Below are 13,346 nucleotides of genomic sequence, written 5' to 3' on the forward strand. Positions count from 1 at the left end.
ACCCTGCCATACGGCAGGGTTGTTCTATCCCCTGGTTGTCCCGAATAGTCATGAGTAGGAAACGAACATGACTTTTTTCGGGTAAGGGGGAAGGCTGGGGTATGAAGGTGTCTAACGTAACGGTGCGCCGCCGGCTACTGTTTGTAATGCTGGGCGGGGCCGTCATTTTTGTTTCGCTGATCCTGAGACTGGCGTATGTCCAGCTTTGGATGGGGCCGGAGCTTGCCCGGAAGGCGGAGAATAACTGGAGAAGGGACATCCCTTACGCGGCCAAGCGGGGGGAGATACTGGACCGCAACGGCGTAAAGCTTTCTTATAATATCACCTCCCCCTCCGTCTGGGTGATTCCGGCCCAGATCCAGGATGCGAAGGCGGCGACGGCGGAGCTTGCGCGAGTGCTCCAGTCGGCCCAGGAGCCCATCTATAAGATGGTGACGAAGAAAGAAAGCATCGTCCGCATCCAACCGGCGGGACGCAAGATCACCGAGGAGAAGGCGAAGGAAATCCGCGATCTAGCCATTCCCGGTGTCGTGGTCGCCGAGGACAACAAACGGTTCTATCCGTTGGGCCCGTTAGCTTCCCACATTCTCGGTTTTACGGATGTGTTCAACAAAGGATTAAGCGGAGTCGAAGCCAAGTATGACGACCAGCTTACCGGCATTCAAGGCAATGTCTCCTATCTGGCAGATGCCGCGGGCAGGGCGATGCCGAATACGTCGGAGCAGTATGTCAAGCCGCAGGACGGGCTTAACCTGCAGCTGACCGTCGACAGCTACATCCAGTCGGTCATGGAAAGGGAGCTGGACCAGGCCATGCTGCAATACCAGGCCAAGCACAGCATTGCCATCGCCATGGATCCTTCCAACGGTGAAATCCTCGCCATGGCCGGAAGACCGGGGTTCGACCCGTCCCATTTCCGCGACTTTCCGGTGGAGGATTACAACCGCAACCTGCCTATCTGGATGACGTACGAGCCAGGCTCGACCTTTAAGATCATCACCTTGGCCGCCGCGCTCCAGGAGAAGAAAGTCAACTTCAATGAGCCTTTCTATGATTCCGGCGCCGTAGAGGTAGGGGGAGCCCGGCTCCGCTGCTGGAAGCGGGGGGGCCACGGCAGCGAAACGATGCTGGAAGTGGTGGAGAACTCCTGCAACCCTGGTTTTGTGCTCATGGGCCAAAGACTCGGCAAGGATAAATTGTTCGATTATATTACCCGGTTCGGGTTCGGGAAGAAGACCGGCATTGATCTGGGCGGCGAGGAGAACGGCATCATGTTCAAGCCGTCCAAAGTCGGTCCCGTGGAATTGGCGACCACGGCCTTTGGCCAAGGGGTGTCGGTGACGCCTATTCAGCAGATTGCCGCGGTATCGGCCGCGATCAACGGAGGCAAGCTTTTCAAGCCTCATGTCGCGAAAGCCTGGTTTAACCCGGAGACGGGCGAAACCGTCGAAACCGTACAGGCGGAGCTGGTGCGTCAGGTGATCTCCGAAAGCACCTCGGCCCAGGTTCGTCAGGCGCTGGAGAGCGTGGTGGCCAAAGGAACGGGACGCAATGCGTTTCTGGACGGGTACCGGGTGGGCGGCAAAACCGGAACGGCCCAGAAGGTCATCAATGGACGCTATTCCGCGGATGAGCATATTGTGTCGTTCATCGGTTTCGCGCCGGCGGATGATCCCAAAATCGTCATCTATGCCGCGGTCGACGACCCGCAGGGTATTCAATTCGGAGGTCTTATCGCCGCTCCGATCGTCAAGAATATTATGGCGGACGCCCTTCGCTACATGAAAGTGGAGCCTCGCAAGGACCAGATCTCCCGGGAACTGAAGCCGGAGCTGGGGGACGTCCCTATTGTGGAAGTGCCGGATCTCGTTGGTGCTACGGTGGAGGATATTTACGAGGACCTCAACATGGACTTCAAGCTGGCCAAGTCGGGGAACGGCCGAACGGTGATCAGCCAGGCTCCTAAAGCGGGAACCCGGGTGGAGAAAGGATCGACGATCCGCATCTATCTCTCCAATCCTCCGGAGGAGCCGGCGAAATAATGACAAGGGGACGGTTTCATCCGCCGCAAAAACGGGTAACGATAAAGGTTGCTTGTTTGGCGAAGGTTTTTCTCATAAGGTTGTGTATAATGGGTGTATAGTGGGTAGTAGGCCGTTTAGCTCACGTATAGCAGGAGTACAGGGGGTTCTCACATTGATAAAAATTAGCGAACTGGCCTCGCTGCTGGCAGGGGCCCGATTAGACGGAGACGAATCGGTGGAGCTGACGGGGATCCAGACGGATTCCCGCAAAGTAAGGCCGGGAGATTTGTTTATTTGCCTTCCGGGGCATGCCGCCGACGGCCACGATTATGCGGCTAAGGCGGTGGCGCAGGGCGCTGCCGCCCTGGTGGTGGAAAGGGAAGTGGGGGAGAAGGTTCCCACCCTCCACGTGAAAGACAGCCGCTTGGCTATGGCGATCCTTGCCAACCGGTTCTATGATTACCCGAGCCGGGAATTTAAAGTCATCGGCATTACAGGAACGAACGGAAAGACCACGACAACATACATAATTGACAAATTGTTAACGGATCATGGCGCACGGACCGGGCGGATGGGAACCATCGAAATGAAGATTGGCAGCGAGACGTTTCCCGTGCAGAACACGACTCAGGAAGCGTTGGCCCTCCAGCACAATTTCCGGCGCATGCGGGACCAGCAGGCCGATTACTGCATCATGGAGGTGTCGAGCCATGCCCTGCAGATGGGCCGGGTAAAGGGAGTCCGCTTTCGCACGGCTATTTTTACGAATCTGACCCAGGACCACTTGGATTACCACGGCTCTATGGAGGAATACCGGGCGGCCAAGGGGCTTCTGTTCTCGCGGCTTGGCAACGAATACGCCTCCGATGCCGGCAGCCGGCAGTTTGCCGTTCTTAACGGGGATGACCCCGCCTCTTACTATTATCAGAGTCTGACCGCGGTCGAAGTCCTTACCTACGGCATCGACAAGCCCGCCGACTTTCAGGCAACGGATATCCGTGTCACTTCGCGGGGGACAGAGTTTAAGCTCACAGCCTTCGGAGAGGAAGAAACGATTCTGCTCAAGCTGATCGGCAAGTTCAACGTCTACAATGCTCTGGCGGCCATAGCGGCAGCCTGGATCGAAGGGGTTCCGCTTTCTTCCATTAAAAAGAGCTTGTCGGAGCTTTCGCTCATCGAAGGCCGGATGGAGCCGGTTGACGAAGGACAGTCCTTCTCCGTCCTCGTTGATTTCGCGCATACCCCAGACGGGCTGGAGAATGCCCTGACCACGGTGCGCGAATTTGCGGAGGGCCGCATCCTCACGGTCTTTGGCTGCGGAGGGGACCGGGACAAGACGAAACGTCCGCTCATGGGAGCCATTGCCGCACGCTACAGCGATTATGTTATCGCGACTTCGGATAATCCCCGTTCGGAAGATCCTTCGGCCATACTCGAGGATGTCCGCCCCGGGATTGTGAGGGAAGCAGGCGATGCCAAAGGCTACATTCTCCTGCCCGACCGCAGGGAAGCGATTAGGAAAGCGGTTGAAATGGCAGGCCCTGACGATGTAATATTGATTGCGGGCAAGGGCCATGAAACTTATCAAATCATTGGCGGTACCACCCATCATTTCGATGACCGGGAAGAAGCCCGGAATGCCATTAAGGAGAAGAAATCATGATCAAGCGCACCCTGCAGCAAGCGGCTTCGATGACCGCCGGCCTTCTTGCCGGTACCAAGGAAGGAACCACGCTCTTTCAGGGCGTCTCCACCGATACCCGGACGCTGAAGCCCGGACAGCTGTATATCCCGCTGATCGGGGAAACATTCGACGGGCATGCCTACGTGCTGGAAGCGCTGGAGAAAGGAGCCGCCGCGGCTCTATGGCAGAAGGACCGCCAGCTTCCGGAAGGGGATCATCCTCTCATTCTGGTCGAGGATACCCTTGCGGCCCTGCAGAGCCTGGCGAAGAGCTACCGAAGCGAGCTTCCGGTCCAAGTGGTCGCCATTACGGGCAGCAACGGCAAAACGTCCACGAAAGATATGACGGCTTCGATCCTCTCCGTTTCTTTGCGCGTGAGGAAAACGGAAGGGAATCTCAACAATCATATCGGCCTGCCCCTGACCCTGCTCCGGTTGGAGGAAGATACTCAAGCCGCTGTAGTGGAAATGGGAATGAGCGGACGGGGGGAGATTGATTTGCTCACCCGGATTGCCGCGCCCGATATCGTTATCATTACGAATATCGGAGAATCCCACCTGCTGCAGCTCGGGAGCCGGGAAGAGATAGCAAGAGCCAAGACGGAGAGCCTGGCGGGGCTGAAGGAAGGAGGGGCTTTCATCTTCAACGGAGATGAGCCGCTTATTCCGAAGGTGCTTCCCGAAATGCCGCAGCCGGCCCATTTTGACCGCATACGATTTGGTACCCACCCTAATAACGATATCTATCCGACCTCTATAGAGATGGAGGGGGAAGGAACCCGTTTCCGCATCCAGGACCCGGATTCCCCCGAATTCTACCTCCCGCTGCTCGGAAGGCATAACGTCATCAATGCTTTGGCGGCGATCTCCGCGGCCAGGCGGCTTGGGGTGTCGAATGAGGACATCGCGGAGGGATTGAAGTCCCTCAAGATGACCAGCATGAGAATTGAAGCTCTCCGTGCCGATTCGGGAGCTCTCGTACTGAATGACGCTTACAACGCGAGCCCGACCTCGATGAAGGCTGCGCTGGCTCTTCTGGAGGAATTGGAGGGACCTTCCCGCAAAATTGTCGTGCTTGGCGATATGCTTGAGCTCGGAGAACGGGAAGAGGAGTTTCACCGGGAAATCGGAAGGCTGCTCCGTCCGGAGCGGATTGACCGCGTATACGTATACGGCCGTTTATCCCGCCATCTGGCGGAGGAGGCGCAGAACCGTTATCCCGCCGGTGCGGTGAGCTGGTACGAAGACAAGGGAGAGCTGGCAAAAGACTTGCGATCGGCGGTTAAGCCGGACGATGCCGTTCTCGTTAAAGGCTCCCGGGGAATGAAGTTGGAAGAGATCGTACACGCGCTTCTGCCATCCTGATCCGAATCTTACATAAAGGCGTGGACGATAACCGCTTTCCGAAGGAAAGCCAAATTTAAGGAGTGTTTGTTGTGATGGGATTTTACGAGATTCTGTTTCCGCTTGGCGTGGCGTTTCTGCTCGCGCTGCTGGCGGGCCCGCTGCTGATTCCTTTCTTAAGGAGGCTGAAATTCGGGCAGCAGATCCGAACCGATGGTCCTCAGGGCCATCTGAAGAAGGCCGGAACCCCGACGATGGGCGGAGTGATTATTCTGCTTGCCCTGTCGCTCGCTTCCCTCAAATTCGCCGAGAAGAACAGCGAGCTGGTCATCCTGCTTATTGCCGCTCTTGGCTACGGGCTGGTCGGCTTCCTGGACGATTACATCAAAATCGTTTTCAAACGCTCGCTGGGCTTGACCGCCAAGCAGAAGCTTCTCGGGCAGCTGGTCGTTTCGGCCGTGGTCTGCTACTTCTTGTTCCGGATCGACCATCCGACGGACATTTCCATCCCCTTTGTCGACAGCACCCTGCCTTTGGGCTGGGTTTATTATCCCTTCGTCGTCTTCATGATGCTCGGGGTATCGAATGCCGTGAATTTTACCGACGGTCTGGACGGTCTGCTTTCGGGCACCAGCGCCATCGCCTTCGGAGCGTATGTCGTAATCGCCATCAAGGTGCACAGCCCGGAGACGGCTATTTTCTCCGCGGCTATGGTAGGGGCGGTGCTGGGCTTCCTCGTGTATAACGCCCATCCGGCCAAAGTCTTTATGGGAGACACCGGTTCCCTTGGGATCGGGGGAGGGCTCGCGGCCGCGGCCATTCTGACAAAGGCCGAGATGCTGATTATTATCATCGGCGGGGTATTCGTAATTGAGATCTTGTCGGTGATCATACAGGTGGTTTCTTTTAAAACGAGGGGAAAGCGGGTTTTCAAGATGAGCCCGATCCATCATCATTACGAGCTGGTCGGCTGGTCCGAGTGGCGCGTTGTTATTACGTTTTGGGCGGCGGGTCTGGTGCTGGCCGGAGTGGGACTATACTTGAACGAGGTGTTCTAGCACATGAGGCATCCTGAAGATTATCGCGATAAAGAAGTGGTGGTACTGGGCTTGGCCAAAAGCGGAGTCGCCGTGGCAAAGCTCTTCCACGATTTCGGAGCGAAGGTAACGGTCAACGATAAAAAAGAACGTGAGGCATGCCCGGAAGCCGAAGAGTTGGAGGCTCTGGGTATTTCTGTTGTGTGCGGGGGCCATCCGGACGGTTTGATCCACAGCGGGGTCTCGCTGGTCGTCAAAAACCCGGGCATCTTCTACAGCGCCGCCCCCGTCGTGAAAGCCCAGGAGCTCGGCATCGAGGTGGTGACGGAAGTGGAGGTCGCTTACCCGATCTGCCAGGCTCCGATTATCGGCATCACCGGCTCCAACGGCAAAACCACGACAACGACCTGGGTTGGTAAAATTTTGGAAGCCGCCGGCCAGAAGCCGATTGTGGCGGGCAACATCGGGCGTCCTCTCTGCGACGCGGCCCGCGAGGCAACGCCGGACAATCGGCTCGTTGTCGAGCTGAGCAGCTTTCAGCTGAAAGGCACCTCTAGCTTCCGCCCGAGCATCGGCGTCCTGCTGAACCTGTACGAAACCCATCTGGATTACCATGGGGACATGCAGGACTATATCAGCTCGAAGGCCAAATTGTTCGCCAATCAGCTGGAAACGGACACCGCCGTTCTTAATGCGGACAATCCTCTGGTTCGGGAGCTGGCTGAGTCCGCTAATCTGAAAGCCAAGCTGCTATGGTTCTCCAGCAAGGGAGAGCTTCCGAGCGGAGTCTATCTACATAACGATACGCTGATGTACCGGGATGAAGCCGGATCGACCGTATCGATCCTTCCGGCCGGTAAGCTCGGCATTCCCGGAAAGCACAACATCGAGAATGCGTTGGCCGCCGCTGCCATCAGCATCGCCTCAGGAGCTTCCATTCCTTCCATCGCAGAGGGGCTGGCGACGTTCCGTGGAGTGGAGCATCGCCTGGAATACGTTTCAACCGTCAAGGGAATCCCTTATTATAACGATTCCAAGGCAACCAATCCTTCGGCTACCTTCAAAGCCATGGAGGCCTTCGACAGCAAGCTGGTCCTGATTGCCGGCGGACTGGACCGCGGGATGGATTACCTGGACATGCTCCCGTATTTCCGGGACCGGGTTAGCGCCATCGTCACGCTGGGCGAGACACGAGTGAAGCTGAACGGCGTAGCGGAGCAAGCGGGCGTCCCCGTCATCCGGACCGTGGAGCGGACCGATGACGCTGCCCTTGCCATGCAGGAGGCGGTACAGCTTGCCAGCGCTGCGGCTTCTCCGGGAGAAGTGGTGCTTCTCTCGCCGGCGTGCGCCAGCTGGGATATGTTTCCGTCCTTTGAAGAGCGGGGAAGAATGTTTAAACAAGCCGTGCATACCCTTTAAAGAGGGGATGTACAGGCCTTACGTCTTTTTGCGCCTGTCTTTCCCCAGATCATGGGGCAGAGGTGGGAACAATGGGAAAAGCACGGGCAATGCCGGATTTGATAATCATGACATCTGCCGTCATGCTGCTGGTGATAGGCGTCCTAATGGTGTACAGCGCGAGTGCCGTGCTGGCTTTTCGGGAATTCGGGGATTCCTTCTATTATGTTAAACGCCAGGCGATCTTTGCCGCACTGGGAATCGGCGCTATGATCCTGACGGCCAACGTGGATTACTGGGTTTGGAAGAAATACGCCAAGCTCGGTCTGCTGATCTGTTTCGTTCTTCTGCTTATCGTGCTTATTCCCGGGATCGGCGTCGTTCGCGGGGGCGCCCGCAGCTGGCTCGGGATCGGATCCTTCGGAATCCAGCCGTCGGAGTTTATGAAGCTCGGCATGATTCTCTTTCTAGCCAAGCTGTTATCCCAAGAGCAGAGCCGGATCACGCAGTTCACGCAGGGCTTGCTTCCCCCGCTGCTGATCATGGGGGCCGCCTTCGGCTTTATCATGCTGCAGCCGGATCTGGGATCGGGAACGGTGCTGGTGGGCGCTTCGCTGCTCATTATCTGGACGGCCGGCGCCCGGGTGATGCATCTGTCCATGCTGGGACTGGCCGGAGTGGCCGGATTCGTCGGTCTTATCTTGAATGCCCCTTACCGGCTGAAGCGCATTACGGGCTTTCTGGATCCTTGGGCCGACCCGCTCGGGTCCGGCTACCAGATTATCCAGTCGCTCTATGCGATCGGCCCTGGCGGGCTGGTGGGGCTTGGCTTCGGCAAGAGCCTTCAGAAATACAGCTACCTTCCCGAGCCCCAAACTGATTTTATTTATTCGATTGTGGCGGAGGAACTGGGGTTTATGGGCGGGGCGTTCGTCATCGGACTCTTCGCCGTGCTGGTTTGGAGAGGAATCCGAACGGCCATCAGTGCCCAGGATACGTTCGGCAGTCTGCTCGCGATTGGCATTACGGGAATGGTAGCGGTTCAGGTTATGATCAACATCGGCGTGGTCATCGGAATGTTTCCCGTCACCGGGATCACGCTTCCTTTTATAAGCGCGGGCGGCTCGTCGCTTACGTTAATGCTGACCGCGATCGGCATCCTGTTAAACATTTCGCGATATTCGAGGTGAAGTTATGCGCATCGTACTCAGCGGGGGAGGGACGGGGGGCCACGTCTACCCCGCCCTTTCCATTATGGAGGAAGTCCGCCGGGAGCAGCCCGGATCGGAATTCCTATACATCGGGACCTCTTCCGGCTTGGAGAAAGGAATTGTCGCCAAAGCGGATCCCAAGCTGCGCTTTGAGGCCATTGAGATCAGCGGCTTCCGGAGGAAGCTGTCTTTGGACAATGTACGCACGGTTATCCGGTTTCTGAAGGGAGTGGGCCGGGCCAAGAAGCTCCTGCGGGAATTCAAGCCGGATGTTGTTATCGGAACGGGGGGCTACGTTTGCGGACCGGTCGTTTATGCCGCTGCCAAGCTCGGCATCCCGACCATGATCCATGAACAGAACGTCATTCCCGGACTGACGAATAAATTTTTGAGCCGGTACACCGATACGGTGGCCGTCAGCTTCCAGGGCTCCGAGGGCAAGTTTCCCGGAGCAAAGAGAGTGGTCTACACGGGAAATCCCCGTGCCACAACGGTAGTCCAGGCGGACGCCCTCAAAGGCTTGTCCTCCCTTGGCCTGCCCGAGGGCAGCCGGCTGGTCGTCGCGGTGGGAGGGAGCCGGGGGGCTAAGGCGGTGAATGAAGCCGTCGCCGCTATGGCTCCTTTGATGGCGGGCCTTCCGGACGTTCAGTTTCTGTTCGTGACGGGCGAGCCTTATTACGAAGCGACCCGCCAACAGATTCTGGCCAAAGGAAAGACCATGCCGGACAACCTCCTTCTGGTTCCTTACGTTCACAATATGCATGAGGTGCTTGCTGCCACCTCGCTCATCATCAGCCGGGCAGGAGCATCCTTTCTCGCGGAGATTACGGCGCTCGGCATTCCCTCCCTCTTGATCCCTTCTCCCAACGTGACCAATAATCACCAGGAGGCCAATGCCCGGTGGCTCGAGAAAGAGAATGCCGCCAAGGTCATACTGGAACGGGACTTGAACGGAACGTTTCTTTATGCCCAGGTGGAGCGGATCATGAAGGATCCCGGCCGGCATTCCATCATGTCGCGCAATTCGGCGCGGATGGGCAACCGGGAGGCAGCCGGTCTGTTCTACAGCGAGATGCTCAAGCTGGCCTCGCGTTAGACCGAATTCTTGTCTCCGGGGGCAGCTAGGCTGCTGTCACACTATCGGAGAAATCACATAAACTACACTATAACCGTGACAAACACCCGGATGAAAAGCGGAACATTAGCGGCTTGGTTCTGCAAGCCGCTGCTTGCTCCCCCGATGTTTGTGAAGGAGGGTTATCCATGCAGGAAATCATTTCGGAGCTTCAATCCGCCCAGGTAGGGGAAGTTCGCTTGAACGAACCTCTGGCGCCTCACACCACCTGGAAAATAGGCGGCCCCGCCGACGTCCTGGTCGTTCCCGGATCGAAGGAGCAGCTTGCTCAAACCGTCAAGCTGCTGCATAAGCACCGGGTCCCCTGGTTTGTGCTGGGCCGGGGATCCAATCTGCTCGTCGCGGATACCGGGATTAGAGGCGTGGTCGTGAAGCTGGGGCAAGCCTTCGAACAGGTTCGTTTTGAAGGGAATCTAGTCTATGCGGGCGGGGGGCTTTCATTCATCAAGCTCTGTGTCCTGACGGGAAAGGAAGGGCTGACCGGACTGGAATTCGCCGGGGGAATCCCCGGAAGCGTGGGTGGCGCCGTTTACATGAACGCAGGGGCTCACGGGTCGGATGTGTCGCGAATTCTTAAGCAAGCCGAGGTGGTGCTCGATAATGGGGAGCGGGTGGTGCTGCAGAAGGAAGACCTGCAGTATGCTTACCGTCACTCCGTGCTTCACCGTCAGCCCGGCATCGTGACGGAAGCGGTCTTCGAGCTTCAGCCGGGCGACCGCAAGGAAATTGGTGCCGCGATGGCGGCCTACAAGGACCGGAGAATGCGGACTCAGCCGCTGCAGCTGGCAACGGCAGGAAGTACGTTCCGCAACCCGGAAGGCCATCATGCCGCGAAGCTGATCGAGGAAGCGGGGTTGAAAGGCCTGACCGTTGGGGGGGCCACAGTATCGACACAGCATGCCAACTTCATTATCAACACCGGCGAAGCTACGGCGAAAGATGTGCTCACTCTTATTGAGAAGATCCAAGCAATCGTCCAAGAAAAATACGGAATAACCCTAGTGCCCGAAGTTCTAGTTGCGGGTGACACCGACTGACGCTCGCCGCGACGGCTTGCTGTGCAAGCTTTCAGGAGGTGAGTTTTTGGAAAAATTGGTGATCGAAGGCGGACGGCCTCTCTCGGGGACCATGAGGATTCAAGGGGCGAAGAATGCGGCCCTTCCCATTCTGGCAGCCTGTGTCCTCGCCGAAGGGACTTTTGCGATCGACAATGTTCCGGATCTGCTGGATATCCGGGTCATGCTGGATATCCTCCGCTCCTTGGGCTGCCGGGCGGAACATTCGGAAGAAACCGTTACGCTCGATATGGAGCCGCTTCATTCCTCCCACATACCGGAGGATTTGATGAAGTCCATGCGTTCTTCTATTTTTCTGATGGGGCCGCTTCTCGCAAGATTCGGTTCCGTTCAGGTCTACCAGCCGGGAGGCTGTGCCATAGGCGAACGCAAGATCAACCTTCATCTTCAAGGGCTTGAAGCACTGGGAGCCCGCATTGAAGAGAAGGGGAGTACCATTATTTGTACGGCGGATAAGCTGGTCGGTGCCGAGATCCCGCTTGATTTCCCCAGTGTCGGGGCAACGGAAAACATCATGATGGCCGCCGCCACCGCCGATGGGATCACAACGATTCATAATGCGGCCAGGGAGCCGGAGATTCAGGACCTTCAGAACTTTCTTAATGCCATGGGGGCCAAGATCTTCGGGGCGGGAACGAGCACGATAACCATTGAAGGGGTAAGCCGTCTCCATGCCTGCCGTTACCGGATCATCCCGGATAGAATCGTCACGGGAACGATGATGGTGGCCGCAGCCGTTACGCGGGGGAGCGTTACGCTTGAAAGGGTATGCCCGGCACATCTAACCTCGCTGATTCATGTGCTGAAGCGGGCAGGTGTTCAAATCTCCTGCAGCGGTGATATAATGAGCGTAAGCTGCGGCGCAAGGCCGAAGCTTGTCGAACGCATTGTCACGTCTCCTCATCCATCCTTTCCAACCGATTTGCAGTCTCTTATCATGGTTCTGCTTTCCTTGGCGGACGGCTTGAGCATCATCAAGGAAACGGTGTTCGAAGGCCGCTTTAAGCATGTGGATGAGCTGTCCCGAATGGGGGCGGATATCCGGGTGGACCTCAATTCCGCCTTTATCCGTGGGGTTCCGAGGCTTTATGGGGCTACGGTGGAGGCTACCGATCTCAGGGCGGGTGCCGCCTTGGTCGTGGCGGGGTTGGCTGCCCACGGGACGACCGTGGTGGAGCAGATTCATCATATCGACCGGGGTTATGATAGAATAGAGATTATGCTGAACCGTCTAGGAGCGAGCATCACGCGAAGCCGTGCTGTTGCCGAAAGCCCTCAGCCTACCTGACCGGATGGACGGTAGGCGGGGAAGCATCCCTTGCCTTTAATCGGCAGGGACCAGGACGGCCCGGATTGGTTTACCATTATCAGAGGGAAACAGCGGGCACCCCTAATCCTAGTGATGGAGGAGCCCGTCAATTCCTTGTCAGAAGAAGGTGTCACGGTTGGCCGCGGATTCCAAAATTCCAGTGATGAAATCGGAGAGAAACAAAAAACCCGGCAGCCGCAAGCTGCTTTATTTGTTAATCGTCTTTTTTCTTATTGTATTCGCGATTCTATTTTTTCAATCCTCTTTCAGCAAAATAACCTCTATTGAAATTGCGGGAAACGACGTGGTTTCCTCCGAGCAGATCGGACAAGCCTCGCAGGCGGCCGTGGGGGACCAGTTTTTTGCGGTCGGTTCCTCCGTTGTAGAAGAGAGGGTCAAAGCTCTCCAAACGATAGAGTCCGTTCAGGTGACGAAGTCGTTCCCGGGCAAGATACGGATTGAGGTCAAGGAGTATCCACGGGCCGCTTATCAGCTTACCCCGGAAGGAAGCATCGAGGTGCTGATGGCGGACGGAAGCGCCTACCCGGTCAAGGACAAAGGCGCCGTGATCGACAAGCCGATTCTGACCAACTGGGGATCGGAGACCCCCGAAAGGGCCGCCCTATGCAAGGTGCTGGCCGGGATCAATCCGGCGCTTCTTTCGGATATATCCGAGATCAAGCCCGACCCGTCGGCCGCCTATCCGGACAAGATTAAACTTTTTACACGGTCCCAGTTTGAGGTGATTACCCGAATAGCTTTACTAGGCGACAAGATTCAATACCTGGATTTTATGATCAACGAATTTAAGGAGAGAAATAATGGAGCGACCGGAATTCTGACCCTGCTCGATACGGACCGCGGGAGCCTGTTCGGCAAGGATGCCGGCTCCGCCGAGACAAGCGACGGGAACAAGGATTCCAAGAAGAGGTAATGGGTTCCAGAACCCAAAAAAGACTACTCTTTGTATGGAAATAGTGTTAAAATTGAACTCATGGCATCTAACGGGACAGGCTTTCATCCGATCTTTTCCAGCTTTGTCCGGCCGGTACCAGAGACACTTTTTCTCATTATTAACCATATAAAAAAATTGTAGAAAAAAGAGGGAAAATAGGAACCATGTTGAATA

The 13,346-nt window shown here is 56.7% G+C and carries 10 protein-coding genes; all 10 read left to right on the top strand.

Features of this window, described 5'->3' with window-relative positions; all coding sequences use genetic code 11:
* The first annotated feature begins 101 nt into the window (after window positions 1-101).
* The 10 genes from MJA45_RS10980 (at window position 102) to MJA45_RS11025 (ending at window position 13,151) form a co-directional block, all read left to right on the top strand.
* Entirely contained in the window at window positions 102-2,042 is a 1,941-nt protein-coding gene (locus MJA45_RS10980; RefSeq protein WP_315607297.1) for a stage V sporulation protein D, read from the top strand.
* Between the two features lie 157 nt (window positions 2,043-2,199).
* Window positions 2,200-3,687 carry a UDP-N-acetylmuramoyl-L-alanyl-D-glutamate--2,6-diaminopimelate ligase gene (locus MJA45_RS10985; RefSeq protein WP_315607992.1) on the top strand — a complete coding sequence of 496 codons (1,488 nt, stop codon included), beginning with the start codon at window positions 2,200-2,202 and terminating at the stop codon, window positions 3,685-3,687.
* Window positions 3,684-5,072 carry a UDP-N-acetylmuramoyl-tripeptide--D-alanyl-D-alanine ligase gene (locus tag MJA45_RS10990; protein ID WP_315607298.1) on the top strand — a complete coding sequence of 463 codons (1,389 nt, stop codon included), beginning with the start codon at window positions 3,684-3,686 and terminating at the stop codon, window positions 5,070-5,072. The genes MJA45_RS10985 and MJA45_RS10990 overlap by 4 nt, the downstream gene beginning before the upstream one ends.
* 74 nt (window positions 5,073-5,146) lie before the next feature.
* Window positions 5,147-6,109 (top strand): phospho-N-acetylmuramoyl-pentapeptide-transferase, encoded by a 963-nt coding sequence (gene mraY, locus MJA45_RS10995; RefSeq protein WP_315607993.1) that lies wholly within the window; start codon window positions 5,147-5,149, stop codon window positions 6,107-6,109.
* A 3-nt stretch (window positions 6,110-6,112) separates the two neighbouring features.
* Window positions 6,113-7,507, top strand: a complete 1,395-nt coding sequence (murD, locus tag MJA45_RS11000) for a UDP-N-acetylmuramoyl-L-alanine--D-glutamate ligase (protein ID WP_315607299.1) — start codon at window positions 6,113-6,115, stop codon at window positions 7,505-7,507.
* Window positions 7,508-7,578: 71 nt separating this feature from the next.
* On the top strand, window positions 7,579-8,676 hold the full coding sequence (gene spoVE / locus MJA45_RS11005; RefSeq protein ID WP_315607300.1) for a stage V sporulation protein E: 1,098 nt from the start codon (window positions 7,579-7,581) through the stop codon (window positions 8,674-8,676).
* A gap of 4 nt (window positions 8,677-8,680) precedes the next feature.
* The gene (gene murG / locus MJA45_RS11010) at window positions 8,681-9,793 is read left to right on the top strand and encodes an undecaprenyldiphospho-muramoylpentapeptide beta-N-acetylglucosaminyltransferase (RefSeq protein ID WP_315607301.1); all 1,113 of its coding nucleotides are present in this window, start codon (window positions 8,681-8,683) and stop codon (window positions 9,791-9,793) included.
* Between the two features lie 167 nt (window positions 9,794-9,960).
* Window positions 9,961-10,869 (top strand): UDP-N-acetylmuramate dehydrogenase, encoded by a 909-nt coding sequence (gene murB / locus MJA45_RS11015; RefSeq protein ID WP_315607302.1) that lies wholly within the window; start codon window positions 9,961-9,963, stop codon window positions 10,867-10,869.
* Between the two features lie 46 nt (window positions 10,870-10,915).
* Window positions 10,916-12,196: a UDP-N-acetylglucosamine 1-carboxyvinyltransferase gene (gene murA / locus MJA45_RS11020; protein ID WP_315607303.1), complete on the top strand. Its 1,281-nt coding sequence runs from the start codon at window positions 10,916-10,918 to the stop codon at window positions 12,194-12,196.
* A gap of 184 nt (window positions 12,197-12,380) precedes the next feature.
* Window positions 12,381-13,151, top strand: coding sequence for a cell division protein FtsQ/DivIB (locus MJA45_RS11025; RefSeq protein ID WP_315607994.1), 771 nt, complete (start codon window positions 12,381-12,383; stop codon window positions 13,149-13,151).
* Window positions 13,152-13,346 lie beyond the last annotated feature (195 nt).

Source organism: Paenibacillus aurantius, assembly GCF_032268605.1.
In the GTDB taxonomy this organism is placed as follows: domain Bacteria; phylum Bacillota; class Bacilli; order Paenibacillales; family NBRC-103111; genus Paenibacillus_AO; species Paenibacillus_AO aurantius.

What these genes read in the sequence shown, in the direction of transcription:
- MJA45_RS10980 (WP_315607297.1), top strand. Translation starts at nt 102, where the DNA reads ATGAAGGTGTCTAACGTAACGGTGCGCCGCCGGCTACTGTTTGTAATG.
- MJA45_RS10990 (WP_315607298.1), top strand. Translation starts at nt 3,684, where the DNA reads ATGATCAAGCGCACCCTGCAGCAAGCGGCTTCGATGACCGCCGGCCTT.
- mraY (WP_315607993.1), top strand. Translation starts at nt 5,147, where the DNA reads ATGGGATTTTACGAGATTCTGTTTCCGCTTGGCGTGGCGTTTCTGCTC.
- murD (WP_315607299.1), top strand. Translation starts at nt 6,113, where the DNA reads ATGAGGCATCCTGAAGATTATCGCGATAAAGAAGTGGTGGTACTGGGC.
- spoVE (WP_315607300.1), top strand. Translation starts at nt 7,579, where the DNA reads ATGGGAAAAGCACGGGCAATGCCGGATTTGATAATCATGACATCTGCC.
- murG (WP_315607301.1), top strand. Translation starts at nt 8,681, where the DNA reads ATGCGCATCGTACTCAGCGGGGGAGGGACGGGGGGCCACGTCTACCCC.
- murB (WP_315607302.1), top strand. Translation starts at nt 9,961, where the DNA reads ATGCAGGAAATCATTTCGGAGCTTCAATCCGCCCAGGTAGGGGAAGTT.
- MJA45_RS11025 (WP_315607994.1), top strand. Translation starts at nt 12,381, where the DNA reads ATGAAATCGGAGAGAAACAAAAAACCCGGCAGCCGCAAGCTGCTTTAT.